The 22,442-nt window shown below is 60.2% G+C and carries 17 protein-coding genes; 11 read left to right on the top strand and 6 right to left on the bottom strand.

The features are described from left to right. Nucleotides 1-10: 10 nt before the first annotated feature. From ACOCG7_RS09235 to ACOCG7_RS09220, 4 genes are all read right to left on the bottom strand, one after another. Nucleotides 11-892, bottom strand: a complete 882-nt coding sequence (locus ACOCG7_RS09235; protein WP_347143762.1) for an NAD(P)-dependent oxidoreductase — start codon at nucleotides 890-892, stop codon at nucleotides 11-13. Further along, a complete protein-coding gene (locus tag ACOCG7_RS09230) occupies nucleotides 889-1,806 on the bottom strand; it encodes an NAD(P)-dependent oxidoreductase (RefSeq protein ID WP_347143763.1) in 918 nt (305 codons plus the stop codon). Before ACOCG7_RS09230 ends, ACOCG7_RS09235 begins: the two co-directional genes overlap by 4 nt. Nucleotides 1,807-2,043: 237 nt before the next feature. After that, nucleotides 2,044-3,231 carry an MFS transporter gene (locus ACOCG7_RS09225; protein WP_347143764.1) on the bottom strand — a complete coding sequence of 396 codons (1,188 nt, stop codon included), beginning with the start codon at nucleotides 3,229-3,231 and terminating at the stop codon, nucleotides 2,044-2,046. A 346-nt stretch (nucleotides 3,232-3,577) separates the two neighbouring features. Then, the gene (locus tag ACOCG7_RS09220) at nucleotides 3,578-4,471 is read right to left on the bottom strand and encodes a LysR family transcriptional regulator (RefSeq protein ID WP_347143765.1); all 894 of its coding nucleotides are present in this window, start codon (nucleotides 4,469-4,471) and stop codon (nucleotides 3,578-3,580) included. Between the two features lie 300 nt (nucleotides 4,472-4,771). Here ACOCG7_RS09220 and ACOCG7_RS09215 point away from each other — a divergent pair, with 300 nt between their 5' ends. Further along, nucleotides 4,772-5,047 (top strand): DUF4148 domain-containing protein, encoded by a 276-nt coding sequence (locus ACOCG7_RS09215; protein ID WP_347143766.1) that lies wholly within the window; start codon nucleotides 4,772-4,774, stop codon nucleotides 5,045-5,047. Between the two features lie 105 nt (nucleotides 5,048-5,152). Here ACOCG7_RS09215 and ACOCG7_RS09210 read toward each other — a convergent pair whose 3' ends face one another. After that, nucleotides 5,153-5,929: a glucose 1-dehydrogenase gene (locus tag ACOCG7_RS09210; RefSeq protein WP_347143767.1), complete on the bottom strand. Its 777-nt coding sequence runs from the start codon at nucleotides 5,927-5,929 to the stop codon at nucleotides 5,153-5,155. Nucleotides 5,930-6,719: 790 nt separating this feature from the next. Here ACOCG7_RS09210 and ACOCG7_RS09205 point away from each other — a divergent pair. The 7 genes from ACOCG7_RS09205 to ACOCG7_RS09175 all read left to right on the top strand — a co-directional run bounded on the left by ACOCG7_RS09205 (nucleotide 6,720) and on the right by ACOCG7_RS09175 (nucleotide 16,828). Then, nucleotides 6,720-8,198: an NAD-dependent succinate-semialdehyde dehydrogenase gene (locus ACOCG7_RS09205; protein ID WP_421375193.1), complete on the top strand. Its 1,479-nt coding sequence runs from the start codon at nucleotides 6,720-6,722 to the stop codon at nucleotides 8,196-8,198. 78 nt (nucleotides 8,199-8,276) lie between these two features. Continuing rightward, on the top strand, nucleotides 8,277-9,245 hold the full coding sequence (locus tag ACOCG7_RS09200; RefSeq protein ID WP_347143555.1) for a sugar ABC transporter substrate-binding protein: 969 nt from the start codon (nucleotides 8,277-8,279) through the stop codon (nucleotides 9,243-9,245). Between the two features lie 42 nt (nucleotides 9,246-9,287). After that, nucleotides 9,288-10,826, top strand: coding sequence for a sugar ABC transporter ATP-binding protein (locus ACOCG7_RS09195; RefSeq protein WP_421375191.1), 1,539 nt, complete (start codon nucleotides 9,288-9,290; stop codon nucleotides 10,824-10,826). Nucleotides 10,827-10,924: 98 nt separating this feature from the next. Next, the gene (locus tag ACOCG7_RS09190; protein ID WP_347143553.1) at nucleotides 10,925-12,085 is read left to right on the top strand and encodes an ABC transporter permease; all 1,161 of its coding nucleotides are present in this window, start codon (nucleotides 10,925-10,927) and stop codon (nucleotides 12,083-12,085) included. A 485-nt stretch (nucleotides 12,086-12,570) separates the two neighbouring features. Further along, nucleotides 12,571-13,176 (top strand): (2Fe-2S)-binding protein, encoded by a 606-nt coding sequence (locus tag ACOCG7_RS09185; protein WP_347143552.1) that lies wholly within the window; start codon nucleotides 12,571-12,573, stop codon nucleotides 13,174-13,176. Next, a complete protein-coding gene (locus ACOCG7_RS09180) occupies nucleotides 13,173-15,431 on the top strand; it encodes a xanthine dehydrogenase family protein molybdopterin-binding subunit (RefSeq protein WP_347143551.1) in 2,259 nt (752 codons plus the stop codon). Before ACOCG7_RS09185 ends, ACOCG7_RS09180 begins: the two co-directional genes overlap by 4 nt. 32 nt (nucleotides 15,432-15,463) lie before the next feature. Next, complete coding sequence (locus tag ACOCG7_RS09175) at nucleotides 15,464-16,828, top strand: cytochrome c (RefSeq protein ID WP_347143550.1); 1,365 nt, start codon at nucleotides 15,464-15,466, stop codon at nucleotides 16,826-16,828. A 104-nt stretch (nucleotides 16,829-16,932) separates the two neighbouring features. Here ACOCG7_RS09175 and ACOCG7_RS09170 read toward each other — a convergent pair whose 3' ends face one another. Continuing rightward, complete coding sequence (locus tag ACOCG7_RS09170; protein WP_347143549.1) at nucleotides 16,933-18,135, bottom strand: MFS transporter; 1,203 nt, start codon at nucleotides 18,133-18,135, stop codon at nucleotides 16,933-16,935. 477 nt (nucleotides 18,136-18,612) lie between these two features. Between ACOCG7_RS09170 and ACOCG7_RS09165 the strand changes: the two genes are divergently transcribed. The 3 genes from ACOCG7_RS09165 (at nucleotide 18,613) to tcuB (ending at nucleotide 22,236) form a co-directional block, all read left to right on the top strand. Continuing rightward, the gene (locus ACOCG7_RS09165; protein WP_347143548.1) at nucleotides 18,613-19,545 is read left to right on the top strand and encodes a LysR family transcriptional regulator; all 933 of its coding nucleotides are present in this window, start codon (nucleotides 18,613-18,615) and stop codon (nucleotides 19,543-19,545) included. A gap of 119 nt (nucleotides 19,546-19,664) precedes the next feature. Further along, a complete protein-coding gene (gene tcuA / locus ACOCG7_RS09160) occupies nucleotides 19,665-21,077 on the top strand; it encodes an FAD-dependent tricarballylate dehydrogenase TcuA (protein ID WP_347143547.1) in 1,413 nt (470 codons plus the stop codon). After that, complete coding sequence (tcuB, locus tag ACOCG7_RS09155; RefSeq protein WP_347143546.1) at nucleotides 21,064-22,236, top strand: tricarballylate utilization 4Fe-4S protein TcuB; 1,173 nt, start codon at nucleotides 21,064-21,066, stop codon at nucleotides 22,234-22,236. Before tcuA ends, tcuB begins: the two co-directional genes overlap by 14 nt. The last annotated feature ends 206 nt before the right edge of the window (nucleotides 22,237-22,442 follow it).

Below are 22,442 nucleotides of genomic sequence, written 5' to 3'. Positions count from 1 at the left end.
GAAAAGCCGGTCAGCCCATCCCTGGCGCGGGAAGGCCCGCATCGATCTCCCATATTTCAGCCAGTCTATCGACGGAACTTGAACCGCCGAGCCGGTTCGCCGCGGCGTCCAACGTTGAGCGCGCCATCGTCGCAACGAGCATCGGTGCGCCATAGCGCATTGCGGCGGCCGACGCCATTCTCAGATCGTCTGCCCAATTGCTCAAAGTGACGTCTGCCGTTCGCTCATTGGTCGCAAGTGCTGGCAATACGCGGGCGGACGCGCTGTTATAGCCGGAGCTGCTGTTGAGCACGGTCGCCATGTCGGCGATTGCGAGCCCGTTTGTCGCGCCCATCGCGGCACACTCGTAGGTGATGAGACGATTACATGCCGCAATCGCTGCGACGACGAGGCGCATCGCATGTCCATTGCCGACATCGCCGCAAGCGATGATCGTGGGGCAGACCGATTCCAGGACGCCTCGAACGGATTCGAGTACCGTTGGAGGGCCTCCGAAAAGAATGGCCGACGCTGTCTCTATCGCTGCGGTATTTTCCGTATGCAACGGTGCATCGACGAGTGTGATCCCCACCTCACTTAATGCCGTGGCGATAATCTTCGTTTCGTCCGGGTCGCCCTGGCCCATGTCGATAACAACCCGCTTTTCCGCGGAGGCCTGCTTGCCCCAATCCGGGCTTCGGAGCAGCGTTGCTCGCAATTCGTCGGAGTCAGCGCACAGAATGACGATGTCCGAACCTGCCACCAGGTCAGCGACGTCATGCACTTCTTCAACGCCGTCGCAAAGTAGCGAATCGTTCGCTGCGCGGAGAACGCGGACGGAATACCTCTTTGCCAGTTGATGCACGACGAACGTGGCGACTTTCCCGCTTCCTGCCACTCCGATCCTATTCATTCTGCCTCCCGGCGATCGCTACTTGTCGGCGCGTCGACAAACCTCGTGTCGGCCATCGATTCGATGACGCCAATCATCTGCTCGAGTTGAGCGTCTTTGCCCAGAGAATTCAACCCGATTTGAAGAAGTGACCGAGCGGCTCCTCCGATAGGCATTGGCACCTTCTGCCCGGCAGCGAGACTGATCGCCTGATGAATATCTTTTACCTGAAGCGCAAGCCAGAATCTGGTGGACTGGCGTCCTTCTGCAATGGCGGGCAGCATGCCCTGTGAAGTGTAGCTTCGTGCCGTAGTAGCGTTAATGGCCTGCGTCATGAGTTCGAGGGAAAGGCCGAGCTTTTTTCCCATCGCAACAACCTCGAGCGTGGCGAGACGGCAGCTCACGTTCATCATGTTATTAACGGTCTTCATTGTTTGACCGTTACCTACGCGTTCACCGCAGTGGAAGACATTCGGACTGATCGACTGCAGGACAGGTAGAGCCCTTTCAAAAGCATCGCGTGGCCCTGATGCGATGATCGAGATAGTACCGGCGATGGCTGTGGCCATCGCGCCGGAGACGGGCGCATCGAACAGCAATACGCCTGTTTCCTCGAGCTGTAGGGCAAAGGCTCTTGTCTCGGCGGGAACGCCGCTGGTTTGATCGATAACGATCTTGCCCGCGCTTGCCCCCTGTGCAACACCGTCCGGGCCGAAAAGCACCGCCTGAACGTCAGAGCTTCTTGGCAGACAAAGCAATATCAGATCACTGTTACGCGCAAGCTCCGCCGGTGTCGCCGCCGCTGCCGCGCCGAGTTCGACGAACGAGTCGACCGCCTTTTTATTCAGATCGAACACGCTCAACGGAAACTTGCCGATCAGATGACGGGCAAGTGCACCACCCATGGCACCCAACCCGATATACCCGACGCGCATTTGTCTTCTCCTGACTTCTTCTGCCGATGCTGTCCCCGGCGGACCGTCGCATCAGAATGCGACATTACGTTATCGTGCGCTTTGCCACGGTACACGTCGAGTCGCATTTTCTCGAGGCTCCGGTAAGTGGCACTTACCTTGGATTCAAGGATGCGATTACATTGGCGCTTTAGGCCCTTCACACTCGCGCAGATCAGGCAAGTACCCGGTGACGGCGAGGGTACTCTGCATCGTCTGCTAGACGGCAGGTCTGAGACGCCTGCCGCTGCCAACGACAATCGCCGAAAGAATCAGCAGCGCCGCGCCGCACAAGAAGGTCGTGCCGATTGAATAATGATCGAGCAGCGTGCCGCCTAGTTCCGCCCCAACCATGATGGCTAGCTGGATAGAGGCAACCATCAGGCCTCCTCCGCTTTCCGGTTTGTCCTTCACGCTTTTTGAAAGCCACGTCGACCATGCGACCGGGATCGCCGCATTAACCGCACCCCACGCAATTGCCAGAAATGCTGCTGCGCCGAAGGAGTGACCGGCGGGGAGCATGGTAAGCGTCACGACAGCTAGTGCAACGGGCAAGGCCATCAACAGATGGAAGAGGCGTTTGCTGATCAGTGCGCTCGCACCGTATGTGCCCGCGAAACCGGCCAGCCCCATGCCGAGCAGAAGGATCGATAGCCGTGGCACGTCAACGTGAGTGTACGTTTCAAAGAACGGCCGGAAGTACGTGAAAACCGTAAACGCGCCGGCAAACGTCAGCATGACGGCCAGCATTGCAAACGACACATGCGGGCGCCGCAGAAGTGCAAGCGCGTTTTCGCCGCCGCGTTGCGATGGGCGGCTCGTCATAGGCGGAAGGGTCAGCAGCAGCATGATCAGGTTGATTGCCACGATCGGGACGAGTGCCCAAAACACACCTCGCCATCCAATGACACTGCCCAGGTAGCTGCCAATGGGGGCTGCAAATGAAGTTGCGACGGCGTTGCCCGTATAGAGAACGCCTAACGCTTTCGGCAACGATTCCTCAGGTACCAGTCGCATGATCGTTGCGGTTGAAAGCGACCAGAAGCCACCTACTGTTACGCCGAGAAGCGCGCGAGCGACCATCAACATCGTGAAGCTGCCGGCCTCGGCGGTTAGCACCAACGACACCAGCATCAGTCCTGTCAGCGCGGCCAACACATGGCGACGATCGAGACGGCTCGTCACTGAAGGAATGATCAGGCTTGTCGCAACAGCGAATAGGCCCGAGATCGAGATGGCCTTGCCGGCCATGCCCACGGAGGCACGGAGGTCCGAGGCAATCGGCGTCAGAAGACTAACCGGCATGAATTCGGACGCTATCAGCATGGCCGCGCACATCGCCATCGAGGCGACCGCGCTCCATAGCTGGTTTCTGGGAATAGTTGATTGACTCGGCACTGTGGACATCGGATTTCCTCGTTCATCTTGCGCACCTACTCGCAGCGGTACTTGAACGTGCTTCGACAAAAGCAATCCACGACCGGCCAATGAATTGGCAGTCGACGATGCCGGACTACGGCGTTCAGGCGCGACGATACGCGCTCAAGCAGTGAATTGACGTGCGAGTCGCGGGTGCTGCGAACCGTTGGAGCAACGCAGCTAGCGCGTGTGTTGATTAAAGACTGAAGTCAGCGAGTGAATGCCTGACTGGTTGATCGTATTCTAGCCAAGCGGCTAGTTCGGATAAACCCGAGTAGGCCGATTGGACTTATGAGCTGTTGTGATTAATCGGTCCGGCAAACCGGTGGCCAGATCAGCTTTGGTGTTTCAGTGCATCGATCACAAGCGAGAACGCACGTGAGGTCTGGCGGCGGCTCGGGTAGTAGGCGCGGTAGCCGGGCCAGACTGGGCACCAGTCCCTCAGAACGCTTTGCAAATGACCATTGCGCATGTGTTGGACTACTGCATCTTCCGGGACGAAAGCCAGTCCGAAGCCGTCCAGCGCGGCTTGGACCATCTGAGGCTGGGTGTTGACGGTGACTTGTCCTGTAGCGCGCACTTGTGTTTCCCTCTTTCCTTTTTTCAATTCCCACGCGTACAACGCCTTCGTGGTCGTCATGCGCAAGGTAATGCATTCGTGGCGGAGAAGGTCCTCGGGCGTTTTTGGGAGGTCTCTATTTGCGAAGTAGCCGGGTGAGCCGACGATAGCCATCGGAATGTCCGGGCTGATACGGACCGCAATCATGTCCTTTGCGACCTGATCGCCGAATCGGACGCCAATGTCATAGCGGTCTTCGACGATGTTCGAAAGACCGTAGTCGACGGTGACCTCCACCTTGATATCCGGGTAGGCGGGCAAAAGTTTTCGCAGCTTCGGCCAGATGACCGTCTCCACAGGATGGTCAGCTGCGGTGATGCGGATGATCCCGGCGGGCTTGTCCCTGAAGTCGGATAAAGCGGCAATGCTTGCATCGATCTCCTCGACGCGCGGAGCCACCGCCTGAAAGAGTTCCTCGCCCGCTTCTGTTGTCGAAACGCTTCGGGTAGTTCGCGTGAGCAGGCGCAGCCCGAGTCGTGCTTCAAGGTCGCGGATGGTATGACTCAACGCCGATTGAGAGACGCCTAGTTTTGCCGCCGCCCGCGTGAAGCTCTTCTCGCGTGCAACCGCGATAAACACAAGGATGTCATTCAGGTTTTCTCGAGGCATCTCGCATTATCCATTCTTTATGGGCAAACATCCGCTGCCGGCCGGAGCAGCACGTTGTCGTGTTCGAGCGCCGTTCTTACGTCGCGATTCATGAATGATACTAATAAGCCCAAGTGAAGGCGTCTACTTAATTGGATTGGTGGAAACCCTTATAGTGTGCATGAATCGAAGTGAGTCACCCACCGTGCGCGGTGGCCACGGGACCAATATGCATGGCCCGATTCAAGACATCGCTGCCGACGCCCGTTGCTTCATCGAAGCTATCGGGCACACATTGCCCATTCTTCTGGAGCTACGACCATGAAACGCAAACTTCAAGTTCTTCTTATCACACTCACCATGTCGGTGCCTATGCTGGCCTCGGCGCAATCGTCTGCTCAAGGTCTGACGCGTGAGCAAGTCCGTCAGGAAACGGCTGACTACGCAGCGGCAGGGTATAATCCCGCGCGTATGAATCCGCGGACCTGGGTGGACGACGCGCACGCGGCGTCCGCGAAGGTTATGCTCGCGAGAGCGGAAGGCGCCTCCAATCAACTCGCGGCCAATAAGAGTGAAGACAACGCTCACTGCAACTAATCGTTGTATTCCGCGATGTAGCTGTCTATAGACGCTCGCGAGCAAAAGAGGCTATGGGACGTGAGCCCCATAGCCTCTTTGTGTATGCCAAGCAGTCGGCGACGCTTACAGACCGGCAGTTTGCCCACCATCCACGACGACCGCATGACCGATGGTAAAACCGGCGACGTCCGAGCACAGCCAAAGAACCGTATTGGCGATTTCCTCTGGCCGCCCCAGACGCCCGATCGGTTCCTGCGCGATCATCCGCTTTCGGTTTTCTTCTGTGCCTTGAGTAAAGCGGCCAATCATCGGCGTATCGATGATGCCGGGACATACCGCGTTGATGCGGACACCGTCTTTTGCATACTCGAGTGCCGCCGACTTCGTGAGGCCGAGCACACCATGTTTGGCTGCGCAGTAGGCGCCCTGTCCGCGAATACCTACGACACCCGCGCCCGAAGACGTATTCACGATGGAACCTCCGCCGTTCTTCAGCATGAGAGGGATCTGGTACTTCATGCAGTAAAAGACGCCGCCCAGGTTCACGCGGAGATTGCGTTCGAAGAGTTCGTCGCTGATATCAGCGGTGTAGGCGAGCGCCTGCTCGATGCCCGCGTTGTTGAACGCGAAGTCAAGTTTGCCGAAGGTGTCCATGGTGGCCGCAAGAGCCGCCCGCACACCATCGGGATTCGAGACGTCGCATTTGACAGCGAGCGCGCGTACGCCTTGCTCCTCGATCAGCCGTGCTGTCGCGTGGGCACCTTCTTCCGACAGGTCGACCGCGACGACATCGGCGCCTTCCTGGGCAAAGGCCAACGCGGTGGCTTGTCCGATGCCGGCCGCTGCACCTGTTACGAAGGCCACTTTGCCCTCATAGTTCCATTTGCGATGAGTCGCCATTGATTCGTGTCTCCATCAAGTTGGTTGCTTGCCCGGAGGCGAGCGGGGTACGGAAAGCGCTTCGTTACATCAATGGCAGTTCGCCGGGCGCTCGTCGCGAAAGTGTCAATTGCCATGCCTTTGACGCGAGCGGTTCGCTCAGATGCCTGGCTCGGCTCTATAGATGGCGCTGCGCTGCGTCGCGCACTTGCAGTTGTTCACCTGTGCCCGAGATAGACACAGCAATACAGCGTGTTTCCGGTACTGTCGCGGATGAGTATCTCTTTGCCAGGGCGCCCGGCAAATGACGCGGTGGCGTGTCTTATTCCAGAGTAGGTTATTGCCTCGGCGGCTGCCGGGTCCAGTTCGTTTTTATTGCCTGAAGGTAAGCTGAACTGACGGCGATTTATCCGCTGGCGCGTATTGCGCAGGGACAGTCGCATTAGGGATTTTCCCTTAACCCCGCAATCACCCGTATTGGGCGACAGCGCGCTCCTCTTCGCCGAGGGCTCCGCAGTGGACCTCCGAGGGCGGTGTTTCGGCCATGGAGATCGCGGTTTAGCAATGCTTACCCTCGACCGCAGAAAAACCAACTAGACCTAACCGTGTGCTCAGAAATAACCTTCAATAAACGGAGAGACCTCTCTTCAAACAGCAGCTCATCGGCATGGAAATCTACGGCTACATCATCAGATAAGCCAGCAGCCGTTGCAAGTTGAAAGCGTGGCGCTGAGCCGCTCACACCTAACGTCGCCGCCGCCCATGGGTGCACCGCGCACGTGTTCTAGCTAAGGCAAAAAGGATTTCATCGATGTCGACTTCAGTTCTTCCAAACGAGACGAGCGCGGTGCGGGCGGAATATCCTCGCGTCGGACTTTACATTGACGGGGCGTGGATTTACGACCGCGAAACTGCCGTCGAAGTAAGAAATCCCGCAACAGAGGAGGTGTTGGGCAAGGTGCCGAAGGCAACTGGCGAGGACCTCGCGCGCGCATTGAACGCAGCAGCGCGGGGCTTCGTGACGTGGCGCGATACGCCCTCTCAACAGCGGGTCAAGATAATCCAGAAAGCCACGGCTTTGATGCGCGAGCGGCTCCCGTTGATTGCATCGACCATTACGCTCGAAAACGGCAAGCTCTACGCCGACGCCTATGCGGAAGCCGACCGGTCGATGAACTTCTTCGAATGGAACGCGGCGCAATCATTGCGCGATTACGGCCTGATTGTTCCGGCCGAACCGCAGATGCAGAAGTTCGTGCTGCGTCAGCCGATTGGGCCGGTGGCCGCTTTCACACCTTGGAATGTGCCTATCAGTTCTGCGGCACGCAAGGTGAGCGCGGCGCTGTCGGCGGGTTGCTCGGTCATCCTGAAAGCCGCGGAAGAGACGCCCGCCACCGCATGTCTTCTTGTGCGCGCCTTCGAAGAAGCGGGCCTGCCGCCCGGCGTGCTGAATCTCGTCTTCGGCAATCCGGCGGAAATATCTTCCACGTTGATTGCCTCGCCGATCATTCGACTCGTGACGTTCACCGGCTCGGTCGGTGTCGGCAAGCATCTCACGCAACTCGCGGCCGCGGCCATGAAGCCGGTGCTGATGGAATTGGGCGGACATGCTCCAGTACTCGTCTGCGAAGGCGTCGACGGTGCGGCAGTCGGCCGGCTTGCTGCGCGCGGAAAGACAAACGCGAGCGGCCAGATCTGCGCATCTCCGTCGCGTTTCATTGTTCACCGCAGCGTGTACGACGAATTCGTCGCGGCTTTTGCCAGTGCAGTAGGCGAGGTGCGCGTCGGCGACGGCTTCAGCCAGACGGCGCAAATGGGCCCGGTGGCGAGTGCCCGGCGGCTTTCCGCAATGCAGTCGCTCGTCGCGAATGCGAGGCAGCGTGGCGCCCGTGTCGCCGCGGGAGGTGGGCGCATTGGCGAACGCGGCTATTTCTTCGCGCCGACCGTGCTGGCCGACGTCCCGTTCGACGCCGATGCAATGACCGTTGAGCCCTTCGGTCCTGTCGCCGCGTGCGTGCGAGTGGACGATCTGAACGACGCCTTGAAGCTTGCGAACAGCCTGTCAGTGGGCCTCGCGGCGTACGCATTCACCAACTCGTTGCAAGATGCCGAGCGTATCAGCCGCGAGATCGAATGCGGCGTGCTTTCGATCAACCATTTCGGCACACCGGACGCCGATACGCCTTTCGGTGGGGTCAAGGACAGCGGCATTGGACGGGAAGGAGGCCCGTCGACGCTCGATGCGTACATGGTGACGAAGACCGTGTTGCAGAAGACAGTATCTGTATAGCGAAGCATTAGGAGGCAGCCTCGCGCTTCAGCGGGCGCAAAGCTTCTTGATAGCTCGATAAACACGTTGGAGACGATGATGAACAAGCAATTCAGGAGGCTGGGATTGATCGGCCTTGCGAGCGCCACGGCGTTTTTCGCCGGCGCGGCGACAGCCAAAGACGTCACCTTCGGCTACGTCGCGGCGGGTATGCAGTATCCGTTCAATGTCGCGGCAGCGAGGGGGTTCGAAGCAGCAGCGAAGGCGGCAGGTGTGAAGACGATCATGCTCGACGCCAAGACGAGTGTCGAGCGGCAGGGTAACGCCGTGGACGATCTCATCGCGCAGAAGGTGGACGGCATTGCAGTACTGCCGATCGATGCAGTCGTCGCTCAATCGTGGGTCGACCGCGCCACATCGCACAATATTCCCTTCGTTGCAGTGGCCACGCAGATCGGCGATCCGCAGAAGCACGCCATCAGCGACGTTTATCCGAAGCTGACCGCACTCGTTGCGAGCGACGAAGTGCACGTCGGATCCGACGCGGCCCAGATTGCGGCAAGACTGCTTCCGAAGGGACGCACCGCGAAAATCGCGATTGTCGAGGGGGCGCCAGGCTATCCGACTGTATGGCAGACCACCAAGGGCTTCAAAGAAGGCCTCGATAAGGCCGGCGTCAAATATCAGATCGTGGCTTCGCAGCCGACTGACTGGACGCCCGAAAAGGGCGAATCCGTTTGCCAGAACATGCTCGTCGCGCACCCGGATGTGGACCTGATCTTCAATCAGGCCGACGACATGGTGATCGGCTGCGCCCGCGCTGTGCGCGCAGCGGGATCGCATGCGAAGCTCGTCAGCCGCGGTGGATCGAAGCTCGGCATCAACGCGGTGAAGATGGGCGATGTCGACGGAACGGTTTGCATTCAACCGGGAAAGATGGGCGAGCGCGCGTTCAAGGCGCTTTACGCCGCGGTGACAGGTCCCGACACACAAAAAGCCAGGTTCATCGACGTCGACACTCCCGAAGTCACCAAGGCCACACTGTCCAGTTGCGTGCCCGAGTGGTAAGCAAGCGTGCTCTCAACCGAGGTAGTAGCAGGAGGTAGGCAAATGGTCAATGAGATGCCGCTATTGCAGCTTGAAGGGGTGACGAAGACATTCCCCAATGGGCTGACCGCACTGCGCGGAGTCGACCTGGAAGTATCGCGCGGCGCAGTGCATGGCTTGCTCGGTGCAAACGGCGCCGGTAAATCGACGCTCATCAAAATCCTTTCCGGCTCGCTTCCGGCTACCGGCGGGCGGATCGTCTGGAAGGGCTCCGCCGTATCGTACTCGAGTCCGAAAGCCGCGAATGATATGGGAATTGCGACGATCCATCAGCATATCCCGCTTGTGGCGACGCTCTCCGTACTTGAAAACGTGTTCTTGAGCGAGGAAGGCCGTTGGCGCCGTAACGCGAAGATCCGGCAGCGCTTTGCGGACCTTTGCGAGCGCGTCGGTTACTGGCTCGATCCCGATGGGCTTGTCAGCGATCTGTCCATCGGTCAGCGTCAGATGGTTGCAATTCTCCAGGCGCTGGGTACGGGAGCGGACCTGATCGTGATGGACGAGCCGACAGCGTCACTTGCCGCAAGCGAGCGCGAGGTTGTCTATCGCATCGTGCAGCATCTGTCGCGCGTCGAAAACAAGGCCATTGTGTTCGTCTCGCACTTCCTCGACGAGGTGGTGGCGCTCACTGACCGCGTCACGATTCTGCGCGATGGCCAGGCAGTGGTCGATGCACAGACTTGCGATCTCAACGAGTCGCGGATCGCCGAAGCAATCGTGGGCCGGCAAATCGTCGCGCTCGAGAAGGCGGCAGTGCAGCCGGTCGACGAGGCCGCTCCTGTGCTGCTGGAACTCAAGAACCTCGCTTCTGCCGACAAGCTCGAACCGATTTCATTGAAGGTTCGCGCGGGCGAGGTCGTCGGAATTGCTGGACTACTCGGGTCGGGCCGTAGCGAACTTCTTCATGCTATTTTCGGCGCCGACGCTGACGCCACCGGCGAGGTGTGCGTGGAAGGCCGGCCGATCCGCAGGTCCACTGCAGCGGCCGTGCGGGCCGGCATGGGTCTGGTTCCCGAAGACCGGATGGCGCAGGGTCTCGTGCCTGGGTTCGAGGTCTGGCGCAACACGACGCTTCCGGCTCTGGACGGTGTGTCGCGATGGAGCTGGCTTCCGGATCCGTTCCGTGAGCGCGGGCGCGGCGCGGAGGCCATTCGGCGCCTGTCGATCAAGGCGAATTCGCCGGACATCGTCGTGACCGAACTGAGCGGCGGCAATGCACAGAAAGTCACTATCGGAAAGTGGTTGTTCAGCGACGTGAAAGTGTTCCTGCTGGATGAGCCGACCGCCGGAATCGACATCGGAGCAAAGACCGACATTCTGCTGCTGGTGCGCGAACTCGCCGCAGCGGGCAAAGCGGTGATCATGGTTTCCTCCGAGTTCGAAGAGATCCTGGCCGTGAGCAACCGGATACTTGTCATGCGCGACGGGCGTTGCATCGCGCAACGCGCGGGCCACGAGACGTCCGAACATGAACTGATTTTATTGGCGGGCGGCAAGAGTGCGAACTCGGCTAGCGCGCAGCAAGCTGGCGCGCCACCTTGAAAAAGCGAGTGATCATGAACCTTACGACTTCAACCCATTCCGGGCCTCGGCACGGCACCAAGGGAGGCGCGGGTAGCCCGACGGACGACGCGCCCGCCATGGCACAACAAGAGGCCATTGACTGGCGCCGGGTGCTCAGTCTGCGCGAGATGGGTGTGTACTATGCGCTGATATTGCTTGTGCTCGTGATCTCCGCGGTCACGGTATATACGGGCCGGCCGAGTTATCTGAGCGTCGCGAATATCTCGAACGTGTTCTATCAGTCGTCTCTCGTCGCCATCATTGCGGTCGCGATGACCGTCATTCTTATCACGGGAAACTTCGACCTGTCCGTCGCTTCGGTGGCGGCCCTTTCGGCGGCCGTGCTGGTAGGTCTTGCGGATACGCTCGGCTTCTGGCCGGCCGCGCTCGTCGCAATGCTCGTCTCCATTCTGGCTGGTCTTTTAAACGGTGCGATCGTTCAGTACCTCGGGATCAATGCATTCATCGTTACGCTCGGCACCTTGACCGCAATTCGCGGTGTTGTGCAGATCTATACGGATGGCCGCTCGTTGTCGGTCGAAACACCCGAGGCGTTGCAGGCGATGCGGTTTTTCGAATCGGGCCGTCTGCCGATTGCGATTCCGTTGCTTCTGATCGGTGCGGCGCTGCTTATAGCGGGACTCAGGTTGTTGGTGCGAGCGCGCCGTGAAACGCGTCACGCTTCTCCCACGTCGATTGGCATGGTCGTCGCCAGCGTGTGCTGCTTCGCTCTCGTCTACGCGGGCGGGATGACATTGGCGATGCCGAAGCCTGTCGTCTACATGGCCGTTTTCACGCTGATCGTCTGGTTCGTTCTCAGCATGACGAATGTCGGCCGGCGCCTATATGCGGTGGGCGGCAATCCGGAGGCGGCGCGTCTGTCCGGCATCAATGTAACGCGCTACAAGATGGCCGGCTTCATTCTCTGCAGCGCGGCGGCAGGTTTTGGCGGCATTCTGTTCGGCAGCCGGCTCGGCGCGGTCAATCCGACTGCGATGCAAGGCGCGGAGCTCACGGTGATCGCCTCGGCCATTCTTGGCGGGACTTCGCTCTTCGGCGGCGCAGGCTCCGTCATTAAGACGCTGGCGGGTGCATTGCTTCTTTTTACGCTAACAAACGGATTCAACATCCTGAACCTCGGAGCGAACTATCAAGGCGTCGTCGAGGGAACGGTGGTGGTGACGGCAGCCGCTATCTATACCGTCGGCGGATCGCGGCGCGGCAAGCGCCACGCGTAAAAGTCATGTTGCTGGGCGTGAGACATGGCAAAGCAAAGTTCAATCCGAACGCTCTCGGCGGGTTCCATCGGCAACTTCGGAGAGCTTTACGATTTCGCCGTATTCGGATTTTCGGGTCCGATACTGTCGGCGCACTTCTTCCCGGGAAGCGACCGCGCGGCAGCGTTGTGAGCGCAGCGCCAACCCGATTGCTTTATCAAATGAGCAGTGCCTCTGACGCCGTTCCGTGCGTGAAACGAAGCGCAGTGCTAGCCGGATAGCTTTATCAAATGAGCATGCCGGTGCCCCTTTTCCATGGATGCATGTGCCGGTCACTATGCGCTGATCGGCATTCGTGAAGTGTCCTCATAGACCCTATCTCTTGCGGACCGTTAATTCCGGGCGCATGCGGTGCTAGCATCGCGACGGCTACGGTTCGCATCGATCCGGCAGTAGCCGGCGGGACGTCGCGCGCAGATTCTAGTCTAGGGAGGGGGTTGCAGGTCATGCTACTTGAGATCAACGGAAACACTCACGACGTGCAGTCAGACGGCGATACGCCTCTGCTGTGGGTCATCCGCGACGAGCTCGGGCTCACGGGCACGAAATACGGCTGCGGGTTGGCGCAATGCGGGGCTTGCTCCGTGATGATCGACGGCGTGCTGATGCGCTCCTGCGTGACGCCTGTGGAGGGAGTGACAGGGCGGAAGATCTCCACGATCGAGGCAATCGAGCAGGACGATATCGGCAAGCGCGTGGTCGCCGCGTGGATCAAACATCAAGTCCCGCAATGCGGCTATTGCCAGTCCGGTCAGGTTATGGCGGCCACCGCGCTTCTCAAGCAGACTCCAAACCCGACGGACGAACAGATTGCGACGGCAATGGTCAATCTGTGCCGCTGCGGAACCTATAACGCGATACGCGCCGCGGTTCATGACCTCGCCGGCAATCCGGCCGCAAAGAGCGCAGCGGCCGCTTCGTCGAACACGACGCCGGAACATCCGGCGCGCAAGGCCGCCACTGCGGCGACGGCTCTCGCAGGCATCGCCGTGGTGAGCGCCATAGCGGGCAAGAAGTCCAAGCCCGCGAAACACGGGAGCGACGAAGCATGACGAATCTCTTCGATACTCCCGAGCAACGCGAGGCGTTCCCGACCGGCGAGCCGACGAATATCTCGCGGCGCCGTTTTCTCCTTGCTTCCGCAGGCACCGCGGCAGGCGCGCTTGTACTCGGCTTCGGCATCCCGGTCGGTAAGGCGCGCGCACAAGGCACTGCTGCGGCGCCGAAGCCCGGCACGCGCGTTCCCGCCTATCTCGAGATCCGGCCGGACAGCACGATCCGTCTGCAAAGTCCTTTCATGGAAGGCGGGCAGGGCGTCATCACTGCTCTCGCGCAAATCGTCGGCGAGGAGCTCGACGCGGATCCTGCGAGCTTTGTCGTCGAGCATGCGCCTCCCGGCGCTGACTACAAGATCCTGCCGAACCAGATGCGCTTCACCGGCGGCAGCATGTCGATCCGCATGAGTTACCCGACGATGCGCCATCTGGGCGCGTCGGCGCGCCGGATGCTGCTGCAAGCCGCATCATCGGAGTTGCGCGTGCCGGTCGATGCGCTCACTACCGAGCCGGGGAAAGTCGTGCATGTCGCCTCCGGCCGATCGCTCAGCTACGGGCAGCTCGCCTCGCGCGCGATGGATATGCCGGTGCCCGATCCGTCGACCGTCAAACTGAAGGATCCCGGTCAGTTCCGCTGGATTGGCAAATCTGTCCAGCGCCTTGACGTGCGAGATAAATCGACCGGCAAGGCGATCTACGCGATCGACTGCCGCGTCGACGGCATGCTGCACGCCGCGGTTCAGCACGCGCCGCGGCTCGGCCTGACCGTGCGCGCGATCCGGAACGAGGATCAGGTCCGCACGATGAAAGGCGTGCACTCGGTGCACCGCTTGCCTGGCGCTGTTGCAGTGGTCGCAGAGCGCTGGTGGAATGCGAAGCGTGCAGCGGAGGCCCTTCAGGTCGACTGGCAGGAACCCGGGCCTGACTCCGCGGTGCGTTATATGCCTGCCGACTTCTCGACGGCGGCATTTGCCCAACGCCTCGCTAACGAGAAAGGCGCGGGCGACAACGCGGAAGTTGCGGGTAATGCTGCCGACGCATTCGCGGGTGCGAAAAAGGTTGTCAGCGCAACCTACCACAGCCAGTACCTGAACCATGCGCAGTTGGAGCCGCCTTCGGCTCTTGCGCGGTTCAACGCGGACGGCACCGTCGAGGTGTGGACGCCGAATCAGGCGCCCGAATTGTACCAGGCCGACATTGCAAAACGCATCAGCCTCGCGCCGGAAAAAATCATTATTCATTCGCCGCTTCTCGGCGGATTCTTCGGCCGTCATTTTCCTTATGGACCCGCTCTGGTTCACCCGCAGGCGATCCAGTTGGCGAAGGAAGTCGGGCGTCCCGTGAAAGTCATCTGGAGCCGTGAGCAAGAGTTTCTGCGCGATGCATTGCGCCCCATGGCCGCCGTGCGCTTTCGCGCCGCACTCGACGATAAAGGCATGCCGACTGCTATCGAAGCAGTGACGGTCACCGAGGGGCCGACGGAATCGCTAGCGAACAAACGCGGCGAGAAAGTCGACGACAGTGCTGTCGAAGGCCTGGTCGGCAAACACTACGCGATTGCCAATCGCCGCATCGCGCGACTCTATGTGAAGACACCAGTCGTGCTCGGTTATTGGCGCTCGGTCGGCAGTTCGATGAACGATTTTTTCTACGAGAGCTTTGTCGATGAACTGGCCGACGAAGCCGGACACGATCCCTACGAATTGCGCATGCGCCTGTTGCAAGGCAACGCGCGGCTGACCACGCTGCTGCGCGCGGTCGGTGATTTGTCGGGCGGCTGGAAGCGCGGCCCCTTCACCGCTGCGGACGGCACGCGGCGCGCACGTGGTGTGGCGATGGCAAGAGCCTTTGGGACGGAGACCGCGGTCGTCGCCGAGGTGTCCGTCGAACAGGGGCAGGTGAAGGTGCATGACATCTGGGAAGCAATCGATCCGGGCAGCATCGTCAATCCGGCCATCATCGAGGCGCAGGTAAACGGGGCGGTAGCGCTCGGGCTTTCCGAGGTTCTGCTCGAGGAAGCGGTGTACGAAAAAGGCATGCCGGTCGCGCGCAACTACGACATGTATCCGATCCTGCCGCCGGCTCGCATGGCGCGGGTGCATGTGCGGATTATCGAAAGCGGCGCGGAGATGGGCGGCATTGGCGAACCGCCATTGCCGGCCGTCCCTCCTGCGGTCGCGAACGCGGTAGCGCGGCTCACAGGTCAACGTGTTCGCAGCATGCCGCTCTCGCGATACACGTTCAATAGCTGACAAAGCTGCCAACCCACGGACAGCGACCAACAATGACGAAACGCTGGTTTGGAAAAACTCTTGCCCTGCTGTTGCCGGTGTGTCTGATAGCGGCTGCCGGTATCACATGGTTCGTGACTCGCACGCCCGCCTCACCATTCGATGCGGTCGCCGGCACGGCGACCTCATCGGCTGACATGATCCGCCGCGGCGAGTACGTCGCCCGGCTCAGCGACTGCGTGGCGTGCCATAGCACTCCGGAGAGCGCGCCGTTTGCCGGCGGACTCGAAATGGCGACGCCGATGGGCTCGATCTTCGCCACCAACATCACGCCGGATAAGGAGACGGGCATCGGCCGCTATAGTCTCGCGGACTTCGACCGGGCCGTGCGCCTGGGCGTCGCACGCGACGGCCACCGGCTCTATCCGGCCATGCCGTATCCGTCGTATGCGAAGCTGGATGGGGACGACGTTCGCGCGCTCTATGCCTATTTCATGCATGGCGTGCAGGCCGTCCGTCAGGAGAACAGACAGAGCGAGATTGCGTGGCCTTTGAATATGCGCTGGCCCCTTGCGCTGTGGAACTCGGTTTTCGCGGAGCCGCGTGCTTACGAGACGAAAGCTTCCGGCGATGCACAATGGAATCGCGGTGCATACATCGTTCAGGGGCCCGGTCATTGCGGCAGCTGTCACACGCCTCGTGGCGTGACCATGAATGAACAGGCACTCGATGAAAGCAGTTCGCTCTATGTTTCCGGGGCTTTGCTGGACGGCTGGTATGCACCGAGCCTGCGAAGCGATGCGAATACCGGACTGGGCCGCTGGAGCGAGGACGACGTGTTCCGGTTCTTGAGAACGGGGCGCAGCCAGCATGGCGTCGTATTTGGATCGATGGCCGAGGTGTTCAACAACTCGACGCAGTACATGACCGACGGCGATTTGCGGGCGGTGGCCCACTACCTGAAATCACTGCCGGGTGATCCGAAGCGCGACGGGCCGCCGTGGCAGTACGATGCGGCGTCCAATAACCATCTTGCGCTCGAGCAGCGCGCGAAGGTGCCGGGTGCGCAGACATACATGGCAAAGTGCAGCTCGTGTCACGGCGTGGACGGCCGCGGACAAGGGCAGTGGATACCTTCGCTGGCAGGATCGGCGTCGTCGATGGTGAAGGAAAGCGCTTCGTCCATCAATGTGACGTTGAACGGTTCGGCCCGCGTTGTGGCGGATGGCATTCCGGACGCCTACCGCATGCCGCCGTTTCGCAAGCAACTCTCCGATCAGGAGATCGCCGAGGTTCTCGGTTTCGTTCGAACTTCGTGGGGCAACGCGGGCGGCGCAGTCAATGTCGATGACGTGAAGCACCTGCGCGAGCGGACCAATCCTGCAAGCAGTAACGTGATCGTGCTGCAAATGCGCTGACGTTCAATTCCGATGCCGGCCACGACCTCGCGTTTTGCCGGAATCAGCACTTGCGCGGCTGGGACTACAGATTGTTGGAGCACTAACGGGGCCGCGTTATGCAATCACGCGGCCACCCGATGCTTGGGCTTGCGAAGCAGCTGAATAGATACGCCAGCGGTGCAGGCAACGATCACCGCGCTGACCATGAAGACGGCACGCAGTCCTGCGTGCCCGCCCACCCATCCAAGCGCCGGACTTCCAATTGCCATCGCGACATCCAGAAAGACGGTGTAAACGCCCATTGCCATTCCGCGATTCTTTGGCGCAATACCGCTGACTGCCTCGACGCCGAGTCCCGGATAAACGAGTGAATAGCCGAAACCGGCAACGGCCGCCCCTACAGACGCGACCAGGCTCGTCTTGGCCAGCCACATGAGCAGCAGACCTGCAGCTTCGAAGATGACGAACACGGAAGCAACTCTTGCTCCTCCGAACCGGTCCGGTAGGTGGCCTGCAATTGCACGTGCCGCAATCAGTGCGACGCCAAAGGCGGTGAAGGCCATCCATACAGGCTGCCAGTGCATAACGGTAAAGAACAACGAGCTGAAGGCCAGGATTGTGCAGTAACCCATACTGGCGAGTGCCGCGCCGAGTCCAGGCAGCCAGACGGCCTGCATGATCGTACTGAACGACGCGTGTTCGCCGTGGGCCTGCGGCACGACTGCGGGTGTTCCGGCCAGATAAGCCAGCACCATCAACGGCAGCAGCGTGGTCACAAGCGCGATCGCCAGGAAACCAAACGACGTGTAAAGAATCGTTCCGACGGGACCGCCGAGCGCCATCGCTGCGAACATGGCCGTTCCCACCCAGGCGATGACTCTCCCGGCATGTTGCCTGTCGACGAGACCAAGCCCCCACGCGACGCCGCCAGTAATGATGAAGCTTTCGGCCCCGCCGAGAACCGCACGGCCGGCAAGCAGAATCGAAACAGACACCGTCGGCACTTTCACGAAGGCGAGCGACAGCAAGTAGAGCAGCCCTGCCGCGGCTGCGGCACTGAGGCCGACGAGCACGCCGCGCTTTGCGCCGCGCCGGTCCGAATGCGAGCCTGCCCAAACACGCGAGAACAGGGATGCTGCGAACTGCGCCCCAGCCACGAAGCCGACAACGAATGGACCGAAGCCCAGATCGTTGTTCACGTGTAAGGGCAGTACCGGAAGCGCTACGCCGATGATCAGGAAACCGGCGAGCACGGCGGTCATTACCGGTGCCAGCGTTGCAACAACGGACTGCCGGGCAGCTTCCGCCAAAGGTGACTCAGCCATACGATGCGCCTCTCATTCTGTATGCGGGGGTTTGTTGTTTAATAAGTCAAACATTCGACGAATCCCGGGGTGTTTCATTGACTGAAACATAATTTAACAAATGGAACATGCTTCATAATAGACCGGAATGGCTTCCGCCGACAACCATACGGATCCGTGACACATCGGTCCGCACGTTCACATCAGGCCTCGGTCGTCGAAGCCTGACGACGCATTACGAGCGTGACCGTAACTGGAAATTGAGGCATGATTTGCGGAAGGTGGCGAGCGGTCCCAGTCGCGCACCTCACTGATTAAAGTGCAATCGCGGTGTGTTAGACCGCAAGCGGCGGAGTGCGCACCGAGCTGCATCTCACGCCCTCAAGCTGAGGCAAACCACTTCGCGCAACTCGGCAATAGCGTCACCTCGCGCGCATAGAAGTAACTCAACGGCGTTCACGATTACTACAGTGGTTCTGCCCATGAGGGAGACATTTCTTGGAACTCCGGCAACTTCGTTATTTCGTTCGTATCGTCGAGTGCGGCAGCATGGGGCGTGCCGCTATCGAGCTGGACGTCGTAACGTCGACACTCAGTCAGCAGATCAGCCGGCTGGAAAGCGAGTTGTCTGTCCGGTTGTTACAGCGCACCAAGACAGGAATACAGCCGACGGAAGCGGGGCTCGCATTCTGGCATCGCGCTCAACTGGTATTGCGTCACGCCGATGACGCAGCGCGCGTCGCAAAGGCGGGTCGGCTCGCCGGTCAAGTCGCCGTTGGCTTTGCGCCCAGTACCTCGGGCGTCGTTGCCTTGCCGTTCATGCGGGCAATGCGTGAACGGTATCCGGACATCAGTTTGCGCGTGGTCGAGAGTTTGTCCGGAAACCTGGAGTCCATGCTTGTCGCCAGGCAGATCGACCTGGCCATACTTTTCGGGTCGGCTACGGGAAAGCGATTGAGCACCGTGCCGCTACTCGATGAGCGGCTATTTGCGATATCGGCTGCGCGATCCGGCCTGCCGGCGAATGCGAAGGGGCTGTCTATCCGGGAGCTTGCGGCATTCCCGCTCATCGTGCCGAGCGGCAATCATGGGTTGCGCGTACTGATCAATGCGGCCTTCGCGAAAGCGAATTGCCAGATCAACCTGGCCGCGGAGATCGACGGGCTTGCAACCCTTATGGAAGCCGTCGGCAGTGGGCTCGGTGCCACTATCCAGCCTGGCGCGGCGTTGGCGCGGTGCGACGCCACGGCGTTTCGGATAGTGCCTGTCCATAGCGCTTATCTGACCCGGCTCAATCAACTCGCTAGCCTTTCCGATGACGAGCTATCGCCTGCCGGTCTCGCTGCGCGCGTCATCCTCAAGAGCATCACACGTGAACTCGTCAGCGCAGGAAAATGGGCGGGTGCAAAGCTGGTCTCCGACGATTCGTAACACCATCTGACGGCACGGCACCTCTTCACGATTCGTGAAGGGGTGTTCAGCCGACCCTGGTGTCAGTGCTCCTCTGCGTCATCTAGACTGCATCGAGAATTGGCGCAAAAGGGGTGACCATGCTGGACGTACTTGTAATTGGCGGCGGTAACGCCGCGCTTTGTGCCGCGCTGATGGCCCGTGAAGCGGGCGCGTCGGTAATGCTGCTCGAGGCAGCGCCCCGCGAATGGCGCGGAGGAAACTCGTCGCACACGCGAAATCTGCGCTGCATGCACGATGCACCACAGGATGTTCTCGTGGAAGCCTATCCCGAAGAGGAGTACTTCGACGATCTGTTGAAAGTAACCGGCGGATTAACAGACGAAAAGCTTGCAAGGATAGCCATACGTGCATCGTCGAGTTGCCGTGACTGGATGCGCAAGCACGGCGTCAGATTCCAGCCGCCGCTTTCGGGCGCGTTGCACGTCGCCCGCACGAATGCGTTTTTCATGGGCGGCGGAAAGGCGTTGGTGAATGCGTATTACCGGAGCGCAGAGGCACTCGGCGTTCGCATCCGGTACGACGCGTTGGTCGACAAGATCGAGCTCGACGGCAATCGGTTTCTGGCGGCACATGTCGGCGGCGAGCGGATTCAGGCACGGGCATGCGTGCTCGCTGCCGGCGGGTTCGAGTCGAACCGGGAATGGTTGCGCGACGCCTGGGGACAGGTCAACGGCGAGTGGGTTGCCGATAATTTCCTGATTCGCGGCACGCGGTTCAACAACGGCGTCGTCCTGAAACACATGATCGACGCCGGCGCGGACGCGATTGGCGACCCGTCGCAGTCGCATTGCGTCGCAATCGATGCACGCGCTCCTCTTTACGACGGTGGGATTTGCACGCGCGTCGACTGCGTGTCGCTTGGTGTTGTGCTCAATGGCAAGGCGCAGCGCTTCTATGACGAGGGCGAGGACTTCTGGCCCAAACGATACGCAATCTGGGGCCGGCTGGTGGCATTTCAGCCAGGCCAGATCGCCTATTCGATCATCGACTCGAAAGCGATCGGGCGGTTCATGCCCCCCGTATTCCCCGGCATTCGTGCCAATTCGCTCGAGGAGTTGGCGCGCTTGACGGGCTTGAACGAGGTGACCTTCGTCGAGACGATCAAATCGTACAACGCTGCCTGCCGAGTTGGCATATTCAATCATGCCGTACTCGACGATTGCCACACCGAGGGGATCGAGCCGCCGAAGACGCACTGGGCCCAGCCGATCGACAAGCCGCCGTTTTACGCCTACGCATTGCGGCCGGGCATTACGTTTACCTATCTAGGCCTGAAAGTCGACGAACGCGCGACCGTGCATTTCGGCGGAAAGCCCTCGCCAAACCTGTTCGTCGCAGGGGAAATGATGGCCGGCAACATTCTTGGCAAGGGTTACACCGCTGGCATCGGCATGGCGATCGGTACGGCTTTCGGCCGGATCGCCGGCACGGAGGCGGCGCTTGCTGCGCAACGGATCAATCAAAAGGAGCAAGACCATGCAGTCGCTTGAAGCGCTGGCACGCGAGGCGAGGGCGCTCGCCGAAAACCAACCCGTCATCATGCGTGGCGTCGCGCTCTCGGAAAGCGAAGGCGAAGTCAGTCGGATCATGCAGATCTGCAACGCGTGCCGATACTGTGAGGGATTCTGCGCAGTGTTCCCGGCCATGACCCGCCGTCTTGAGTTCGGACGTGCAGATGTCCATTTTTTGGCAAACCTGTGTCATAACTGCGGTGCTTGTCTGCATTCGTGCCAGTATGCGCCGCCGCATGAATTCAGCGTAAATGTGCCGCAAGCGATGGCGCAGGTTCGGGTGAACACCTATACCGAGTATGCGTGGCCGAAAGCGTTAGGCATGCTTTACAAGCGAAACGGCGTGACGATTGCATTTGCTCTCGTTGCAGCGCTGACGGTTTTCCTTGCGCTCTTGAACCGGATTGTTCCTCAGGGCGGAGAATCGGTAGGTGCGAATTTCTATGCGATCTTTCCGCACAATTTCCTTGCGATGGTGTTTGGCGCGGTTTTCCTGTTTTCCGCGATCGCTCTTGGTATCGGCGTGCGGCGATTCTGGCGCGACGAGGATCCTGGCGACGCGTCGCTGGCTGCGGCTCTGGAAACAACCAAAGATGTGCTGACACTGAGATATCTCGGCGGCGGTCACGGAGACGGTTGCAACAACGAAGACGGCGCTTTTTCTCTGAAGCGCAGGCGATTGCACCACCTCACCTTCTACGGCTTCATGTTGTGTTTCGCTTCGACGTGTGTCGCCACGCTGTATCACTATCTGTTCAGTCTCGAGGCCCCGTATGCGTATACGAGTTTGCCGGTGGTGCTCGGGACGGTCGGCGGTGTGAGCCTGCTGCTGGGTACGTGCGGTCTGCTTTGGCTTAATGTGAACCGTCATCCGCTTCACGGCGACCCCGGCCAGAAGCCGATGGACAGAGCGTTCATCGTGCTTCTGATCCTGGTCGCTTTGACGGGCCTTGTGCTTGTCGGACTTCGGAGTACCGCTTTGATGCCGACGCTGTTGACGCTTCATCTCGGCACTGTGATGGCGTTGTTCATGACCTTGCCATACGGCAAATTCGCCCACGGTATTTACCGGACCGCAGCACTTTTGAAGTGGGCAATCGAAAAGCGCCGACCGTCGAATCTGCTCGTTGAAGAGTGACCTGAAAAGCCTTCGCGCGTCGCCTTCTGGTTGGTGGCGCGCTTGCTCGAAGCACGAGCACCCCAGCGGGTCTGGACCGCCATCAGGACGGTATGGCGCGACATGTTGTGAACTCGTCCGGCGCTGGGACGCTGGGAATCTGCGTGGAGTTGGCCGCCCGACGGCTGCCCGCTAGATCTGCGGGATGGATCCCGATTCGATGATGA

This window comes from Paraburkholderia sp. DD10, assembly GCF_049177125.1.
Classification (GTDB): domain Bacteria; phylum Pseudomonadota; class Gammaproteobacteria; order Burkholderiales; family Burkholderiaceae; genus Paraburkholderia; species Paraburkholderia terricola.
Note: the sequence above shows the minus strand (reverse complement) of the source record. Positions and strands in the feature narration are given on the sequence as shown.

What these genes read in the sequence shown, in the direction of transcription:
- ACOCG7_RS09235 (WP_347143762.1), bottom strand. Translation starts at nt 892, where the DNA reads ATGAATAGGATCGGAGTGGCAGGAAGCGGGAAAGTCGCCACGTTCGTC.
- ACOCG7_RS09230 (WP_347143763.1), bottom strand. Translation starts at nt 1,806, where the DNA reads ATGCGCGTCGGGTATATCGGGTTGGGTGCCATGGGTGGTGCACTTGCC.
- ACOCG7_RS09225 (WP_347143764.1), bottom strand. Translation starts at nt 3,231, where the DNA reads ATGTCCACAGTGCCGAGTCAATCAACTATTCCCAGAAACCAGCTATGG.
- ACOCG7_RS09220 (WP_347143765.1), bottom strand. Translation starts at nt 4,471, where the DNA reads ATGCCTCGAGAAAACCTGAATGACATCCTTGTGTTTATCGCGGTTGCA.
- ACOCG7_RS09215 (WP_347143766.1), top strand. Translation starts at nt 4,772, where the DNA reads ATGAAACGCAAACTTCAAGTTCTTCTTATCACACTCACCATGTCGGTG.
- ACOCG7_RS09210 (WP_347143767.1), bottom strand. Translation starts at nt 5,929, where the DNA reads ATGGCGACTCATCGCAAATGGAACTATGAGGGCAAAGTGGCCTTCGTA.
- ACOCG7_RS09205 (WP_421375193.1), top strand. Translation starts at nt 6,720, where the DNA reads ATGTCGACTTCAGTTCTTCCAAACGAGACGAGCGCGGTGCGGGCGGAA.
- ACOCG7_RS09200 (WP_347143555.1), top strand. Translation starts at nt 8,277, where the DNA reads ATGAACAAGCAATTCAGGAGGCTGGGATTGATCGGCCTTGCGAGCGCC.
- ACOCG7_RS09195 (WP_421375191.1), top strand. Translation starts at nt 9,288, where the DNA reads ATGGTCAATGAGATGCCGCTATTGCAGCTTGAAGGGGTGACGAAGACA.
- ACOCG7_RS09190 (WP_347143553.1), top strand. Translation starts at nt 10,925, where the DNA reads ATGGCACAACAAGAGGCCATTGACTGGCGCCGGGTGCTCAGTCTGCGC.
- ACOCG7_RS09185 (WP_347143552.1), top strand. Translation starts at nt 12,571, where the DNA reads ATGCTACTTGAGATCAACGGAAACACTCACGACGTGCAGTCAGACGGC.
- ACOCG7_RS09180 (WP_347143551.1), top strand. Translation starts at nt 13,173, where the DNA reads ATGACGAATCTCTTCGATACTCCCGAGCAACGCGAGGCGTTCCCGACC.
- ACOCG7_RS09175 (WP_347143550.1), top strand. Translation starts at nt 15,464, where the DNA reads ATGACGAAACGCTGGTTTGGAAAAACTCTTGCCCTGCTGTTGCCGGTG.
- ACOCG7_RS09170 (WP_347143549.1), bottom strand. Translation starts at nt 18,135, where the DNA reads ATGGCTGAGTCACCTTTGGCGGAAGCTGCCCGGCAGTCCGTTGTTGCA.
- tcuA (WP_347143547.1), top strand. Translation starts at nt 19,665, where the DNA reads ATGCTGGACGTACTTGTAATTGGCGGCGGTAACGCCGCGCTTTGTGCC.
- tcuB (WP_347143546.1), top strand. Translation starts at nt 21,064, where the DNA reads ATGCAGTCGCTTGAAGCGCTGGCACGCGAGGCGAGGGCGCTCGCCGAA.